The organism is Ferruginivarius sediminum (assembly GCF_003344765.1).
GTDB lineage: Bacteria > Pseudomonadota > Alphaproteobacteria > Kiloniellales > Rhodovibrionaceae > Ferruginivarius > Ferruginivarius sediminum.
The window spans coordinates 40313-46978 of sequence record NZ_QPMH01000025.1 but is presented as its reverse complement, the minus strand read 5'-3'; the positions used below and the strand labels follow the sequence as shown (position 1 = coordinate 46978).

At 63.3% G+C, this 6666-nt stretch carries 6 protein-coding genes and 1 pseudogene; 4 read left to right on the top strand and 3 right to left on the bottom strand.

The features are described 5' to 3' along the window. The coding region (gene tnpC, locus DRB17_RS17740; protein WP_114583567.1) for an IS66 family transposase at nt 1-1258 on the top strand (1258 nt) is incomplete at its 5' end. Between the two features lie 92 nt (nt 1259-1350). Here the strand turns inward: tnpC and DRB17_RS17735 are convergent. After that, nucleotides 1351-1830, bottom strand: a pseudogene (locus DRB17_RS17735) (DDE-type integrase/transposase/recombinase); the annotation flags it as partial. Nucleotides 1831-2051: 221 nt separating this feature from the next. Here DRB17_RS17735 and DRB17_RS17730 point away from each other — a divergent pair. From DRB17_RS17730 to DRB17_RS17720, 3 genes are all read left to right on the top strand, one after another. Beyond that, the gene (locus DRB17_RS17730) at nt 2052-2696 is read left to right on the top strand and encodes a hypothetical protein (protein WP_193725750.1); all 645 of its coding nucleotides are present in this window, start codon (nt 2052-2054) and stop codon (nt 2694-2696) included. Between the two features lie 118 nt (nt 2697-2814). Next, nucleotides 2815-4074, top strand: coding sequence for an acetamidase/formamidase family protein (locus DRB17_RS17725; RefSeq protein WP_206607937.1), 1260 nt, complete (start codon nt 2815-2817; stop codon nt 4072-4074). Between the two features lie 38 nt (nt 4075-4112). Continuing rightward, nucleotides 4113-4709, top strand: a complete 597-nt coding sequence (locus DRB17_RS17720; protein ID WP_147274944.1) for a TAXI family TRAP transporter solute-binding subunit — start codon at nt 4113-4115, stop codon at nt 4707-4709. Between the two features lie 113 nt (nt 4710-4822). On the opposite strand, the gene DRB17_RS21020 is transcribed toward DRB17_RS17720, so the two are convergent. Beyond that, complete coding sequence (locus tag DRB17_RS21020) at nt 4823-4996, bottom strand: hypothetical protein (protein ID WP_153242384.1); 174 nt, start codon at nt 4994-4996, stop codon at nt 4823-4825. Nucleotides 4997-5153: 157 nt separating this feature from the next. After that, a complete protein-coding gene (locus tag DRB17_RS17715; RefSeq protein WP_114583564.1) occupies nt 5154-6383 on the bottom strand; it encodes an SAM-dependent methyltransferase in 1230 nt (409 codons plus the stop codon). Nucleotides 6384-6666: the final 283 nt, after the last annotated feature.

The window sequence follows — 6666 nt, the reverse complement described above, 5'->3', positions numbered from 1 at the left end:
CACGCCGCGCGAGCGCGTCGTTCTCGATCCGGGCGACAGCTGTCCCGACTGCGGCGGCCCGCTGCGCTTGGTGGGCGAAGACAGCGCCGAGATCCTGGAACTGGTCGCGGCCAAGCTGAAGCAGATTGAGACGCGCCGGCCCAAGAAGGCATGCCGGCGCTGCGAGACGATCCACCAGCACCCCGCACCGACCCGGCCGGTCGAGCGCGGTATGGCCGGCCCGGGCCTACTGGCGCACATCCTGGTCAGCAAGTACGACGACCATTTGCCGTTGTACCGCCAGGGCGAGATCCTGGCGCGGATGGGCGCGGACATCCCGCGCTCGACACTGATCGACTGGTGCGGCCAGGCCGCGACGGTGCTCAGTCCGCTCACCGAGCGGATCAAAGCGCACGTGATGGCGAGCGACCGGCTGCACGCCGACGACACGCCGATCCGGGTGCTCGATCCGCAGGGTCGGAAGGCGAAAGGCCGGCCGCGCCCCATCAAGGAAGGCCGGATCTGGGCCTACGTCCGCGATGACCGGCCGTGGGGCGGCGCCGATCCGCCCGGGGTGGCGTACTACTTCTCGCCCGACCGCAAGGGCGCGCATCCCCAGCGACACCTCGCCGCGTTCGAGGGCATCCTGCAGGCCGACGCCTACGCCGGGTTCCGCAAGCTCTACGAGCCGGGGCTGGACGACGCGTCGACGATCCGGGAGGCGGCGTGCTGGGCCCACCTCCGGCGCGACTTCCACGATGTCTGGAAGGCGACCGGCTCGGAGATCGCGCGGGAGGCGCTGGCGCGGATCGGCGTCCTCTACGACATCGAGCGCGCGATCAACGGTCAGGCCGCCGAGGCGCGGCGCGCCGTGCGCCAGGAGAAAAGCGCGCCGGTGGTCGAGGGGTTCCGTGCCTGGTGCGCACACCAACTGGAACGCATCCCTGGCAAGGGCGACCTCGCCAAGGCGATGCGCTACGCGCTGCGCCGCTGGGCGGCGTTCACCCTGTTCCTCGACGACGGCCGCGTGGCGATCGACAACAACCCGGCCGAGCGCGCGCTGCGGCCAGTGGTCCTTACCAGGAAGAACGCGCTGTTCGCGGGCTCGGACGCCGGCGGCGAGACATTCGCCGACGCCATGACGCTGATCGAGACGGCGAAGCTCGCCGGTCTGAACCCGGAAGCCTACCTCGCCGATCTCCTGGCCAGGATCAACGACCATTCGAACAAGCGGCTGGACGATCTGCTGCCGTGGAATTGGCAGCCAGCGGCCGCCTGAGCTCGCCAATTTCCGCGGCATCCAGCGATCGCAGGAGGGCGGTCTTGGCCGGCCGCTTACGATAATCGCTTCATCGCTCTCGTGGAAGCACTGCGGACGTAGTCGCGCTTGAAGGTTTTCACGAATGCTTCGCAGAGGCCGTTGGATTCGGGGCTGGCGACCGGCGTGAAGCACGGCGCGAGCTTGAGCGCCGCGGCGACGCCCAGCGTGTCCTTGGCCGTGTAGGCGCTGCCGTTATCGGACAGGTGCTCGATCGCGTGCGGCGCCCGCAAGGTTCCGAACCGGCTCTCCACCGCCTGCAGCATCATATCCCGCGCGTCTGAGCTGCTGATGCCGGCGCCGGCGCCGGCCATCCAGACCAGGATCTCGCGGTCGCAGGCGTCGATGATGAACGCCATCCGCACGATCCCCCCGTTCCAGCAGGTGAATTCCAGGCCGTCCGGGCACCAGCGGCGGTTCGAGCGCGTCACTCCAAGCGTCTCGGCCACCCGGCTCATCGGGAGCCGTCCTTCGGCAGCGATGACAGCCGCCAAGTCGGTTTTTTTTGACTCCGCCTTGTCGAGGGCGCTGCGTGAGTTGTCGTATTATCTTGCTCGAAATCAATTCATGTCAGGGATTTTTCGCGAGTTGCCCTGGATCGTGCATCCCACAAAATTGTGTCTCAGGGACCGCGGATAGACATTCGAAGGACTGGCTAGTGGCGGCAAAATCATCTGTATCGAAAGTGGTACTGGGGTCCGCGCCACTATTGGGTTGAAATAAGGAGGAAACGAAGACCTGCGGCAGGTGCGCAATGGCGGATTCCGAGAGTAATTTTTCCGCTGCAGGCGGCGACCGGGAACTTCGTGAAGCCGTTGGCGTGTTCCACGACGAACGCACGCTGGTCGACGCGGTGGACGAGCTGTTGGTTGCGGGCCTGGACCGTTCGCAGATCAGCCTTCTTGCAGGCCATAAGGCCGTTGAGGAAACCCTGGGCCATTACTTCAAGAAGGTTTCCGAGATCGAGGACGACCCTGATGTGCCGCGCATGGCCTATGCCGGGCCGGATTCCCGCACGGAGTTCGAGGCGTTTCTGGGCGGCGGGCTGGCTTATGTCGGGGCGGTGACGGCGGCCGGCTTCGTCGTAGCAAGCGGTGGTGCGGTCGGCGTGGCCATCCTGGCGGCGGCGCTGGCGGGTGGGGCGGGCGGCTTCGCCGGGGGTTTCCTTAAGCGCTTCATCGACCAGCACCACGCACACTATCTGCAGGATCAACTCGACCGCGGCGGCATCCTGCTATGGGTCCGTCTGGGCGACGCTTCGCAGGAGGATAAGGCCCTTTCGATCCTGCGCTCGCATTCGGCCGACGACGTGCATGTGCACGACCTCGGCCACCTCGACATCCCGACAACCGGCGGCGTTTCCTATGACATGAGCTTCATGAAGCTGCTGGGCCTCTGATTCGGTCCGGTCGGCGCAAGCAACCGGCCGCATCCCTTGCGCGTTCCAAGTGCACAGGCGGAACCGGCAGCCATCGCGCATTCCGCCTGAGCGACAGGAAGAGCGCAAGGAGGCGGTCATGAGAGCCGGGCAATATCTTGCAGCAGGGGGCATCGCGCTAATCCTGGCGGCTGCCAACATGTCGGCGCGCGCCGATACCACCGACGTCAAGGCATGGGACGTGCTGCGCATCGAGAAGACCGGGACGCATTGCGCCGACGATACCAACTGCATGAACCGCCTTCACCCGGCGATCGAACCGGTCGCGTTTGCCAAGCCGGGCCAGCACCTTGTCTTCGAAACGCGGGACGCCCTGGATTCCGACTTCGACCTGAACTCGCAGCCCGAGGACGTCACGGCGGCCGACCTGAATCTCGTCCATCCCATGACGGGTCCGGTCCATATCGAGGGCGCCAAGCGCGGCGACGTGCTGGCGGTGACGCTGCTGGACATCAAGCCCGACCAGTACGGCTATACCGTGATCGTGCCGGGCTTCGGCTTTCTGCGCGACCGCTACACCGAACCCTTCATCGCCAACTGGAAGCTGACGCGGGTGGAGGCGGTTTCCGACGAGATTCCCGGTGTCGCCATTCCGTTCAACGGCTTCATGGGCTCTGTCGGCGTTCTGCCCGGCGAGCCGGAACTGGAGAACATCCTGGCGCGCGAGGCGGCGTTGCAATCGGCGGGCGGCGTCGTCTTGACCCCGGAGCCGACAAGCGCCTTGCCCAGTGAGGTCTGCGGCCCCGAGGGCACCCATAAGGATGAGTGCCTGCGAACGATCCCGCCGCGCGAGAACGGCGGCAACATGGACGTGAAGCAGATGCAGATCGGCACCACGTTGCTGCTGCCGTGCTTCGTCGACGGTTGCGGGCTGTTCATCGGCGATGTGCATTACGCCCAGGGAGACGGCGAGGTCTCCGGCACCGCCATCGAGATGGGTGCCGAGGTCACGGTGGCGACTGAGATCCGCAGGGGCGAGGCCGCCCAGGTCAAGGTACCGCACTTCGAGGGGGGCGATGAGCTGAAGCGCCTGGCGCCGTCGGAATTCTATGCGACGACGGGTTTTCCGCTGAAGGAGCAGGGGGAGGTGCCGGTGTTCTCCACCTATCTGGACGGCGAGAAGATCGGGCCATTGGAAAACCTGTCGGAAGACCTGACGCTGGCGGCGCGTAACGCCCTTGTCGCCTTGATCGATTGGATGGTGGAAGAGAAGGGGCTGACACCGCAACAGGCTTACGTCGTGGCCAGCGTGGCCGCCGACCTCAGGATCGGGCAACTGGTAGACGTGCCGAACTACACGGTCTCGGCCATCATTCCCACCACGATCTTCCGCGAATGACGGGTCACATCAAGCTTGCGCCTGCAAGCCGGCGGGCCGTGCTGCGTCTTGCCCTTGGCGGGCTGATCGCGTTGCCGGCAACGGGCCATGCGCCCTATGGGCAGTGGGGCGTCTATCGAAAGCGCTTCCTGCTGATCCTGACGACGAAGGTGGACCCGCCGTCGTTCGCCTTGGGCCAGCGCCTTGCCGAGGTGCTGGCTGAGAGGCTGCCGGACAGCCGCGCGCGGGTCAGCCGGGCGCCGCACAAGGCACGCGTGGCAAGCTTGATCAGCACGGGACAACTGGACCTTGCCCTGATGCGCCCGGATGACGCCGCGGCTCTTCGGCGTGGCCTGCCCCCATTTGCCGATTACGGTCCAGTGCAGCTTCGAAGGCTCGTCGGCCTTGGTGATTTCCTGCTTGTTTGTCGGGCCGATTTTCCGGCGCGGCATGCGTGGTTGCTTGCCAGAACGATTGCTGAAGCGATTCGCGACCTGCCGGCACCGCTCACGCCGGTGCCAACCCTCGCGCAGAAACCGGATTCCAGTGTTCCGTTACACAAAGGCGCACGGGCATATTTCACTGGGGAGCCGATGCCCGACCGCGAACTCGAAGATGGCGCCGGTCATGGTCACGAACATGAGGCCGGTGGCTAATTCGCCTTTCGTCGCTTTCTTTACGTTCCTTGGCGTGCCGCGCATTCATAGATGTCGTTGATAGAAAAATTCGTGACGAAAATTCATATTGAATAAGGGCTCATCGCTTTGCTTCAGGTTCGCCTGGATGTGGTCGGCGTTTCATCGACCTCGACCGTGCCCGTCAGCGGAGGGTCCAGATCCACCATCGCCCGTCGCAGCTTGTGCGGCATCAGCCAAGCGCCCTTGTAGGGGCTCAGTCCCACCGTCGGCCAGAGTTGTATGGCCAGCACCCTCTCCAGGACCACTTGCCGCTTCCCAATTGCGAAGGCACAAGATATGGCGCTGTCTGATTGTAAAGGATGAGCTGTTATTTTATTATATCAGCACTATAATTTATAAAACTCTAATAATATTGAGCTATTTCGACATAAGGTGCGTATTGCACCAGTACATTCATGTCATTTATCTGGCCACCGTGAACTTAGGCGGAAGGGGAGCCGCCTTTGCTTGCCGCTCGGTGTCGACCATGTAGTCTCGTGTTATCGGGACGGCATCGATGCGCCGTGTGATCTGCATCTGGAAGACCATGTTTGTTCGCCGCCGGAAGCCGATCTCACAAAGCACGAGATAAAACTCCCACATGCGGCAAAAGCGCTCGTCGTAGAGCGCCGCGACCTCTTCCCACCGGTTCATGAAGCGCACGCGCCAGTGGCGCAACGTCTCGGCATAGTGCAGCCGCAGGATCTCCACGTCGGTGACCCAGAGGCCTGTCCGCTCGACTGCCGCGAAGACTTCGGACAAAGATGGCAAATCCGCGCCTGGGAAGATGTACTTGCGTATGAAGGGATTGATCGGCGCCGGATCGTCGGCATAACCGATCGAGTGGATCAGCGCGATGCCGTCGTCGCTGAGAAGCTCGCGGACCCGAGTAAAAAATTCGATGTAGTTTCTCTTGCCGACATGCTCGAACATCCCGACCGATACGATCCGGTCGAAGGGACCTTCCAACTCGCGGTAGTCCTGTAGCTCGAAACGCAAACGCGTGCCAGCCGGCGATTGCGACGCCCGCTCCATGCTAAGGCGGTGCTGTTCAGCGCTGAGGGTAACGCCGGTGACTGTGGCCCCGCAGGTCTCGGCGAGATAGAGGCCCAGGCCGCCCCAGCCGGACCCGATGTCCAGCACCTTCAATCCGGTCTGGTCCAGGCAGAGCTTCGCGGCGATGTGCCGTTTCTTGTTCTCCTGCGCCTCTTCCAAGGACTCGTCGGCATCTTGGAAGTAGGCGCACGAATACTGCCGGTCGCAATCGAGGAAGATGTCGTACAGTGCAGACGAGAGGTCGTAATGATGCGCCACGTTGCGCCTCGCCCGCCCAACGGGGTTGGCCTGCTTCAGCCTTTTGCCGAGCCGCTCGAGAAAGGCTAACCATGGGCTTGCCGTGGTGTCGTAGTTGCGTGCCATAACGTCCAGGAAGTCATAAAGGGTGCCTTCCTCGATCACCAGCCGGCCATCCATGTAAGCTTCACCGACCGAAAGCGCCGGATTGAGGGCGAGGGTGTATTCACTCGCCTTTGAGGTCAGCCGCAGTGTAACTTCCGGAGCCGAACCGTCGCCAATCGTCCGCCGCCGACCGGCTGAATCGATCACGCAAAGACTACCGCTGCGAACGATGGAACTGAGAAGCGCCGTGAACATCGTGAACCACCTCCTCCGCCTTTCCAGCGTCGAACAGGCCGGATTGACCGCGTGTCAATGTCGCGACGCATCTGCGTGGTCTATCCCACACAGGAGCATGAATACAGGATCAAGGAATTGCTGTAGTGCGTCAACAAAAGTGACCGGAGGGCGACAACCAGGATGGCCGGATTGAGGCTGCTGCGGTCGGCTGTCGTGGTGACGTCAGCCTCGGTGTGCCGGCGGTCTTAACCGTCCGTGTATCCCACCAAGACTTTAGAAGAGTAGAAGAGTTGTAATGTTC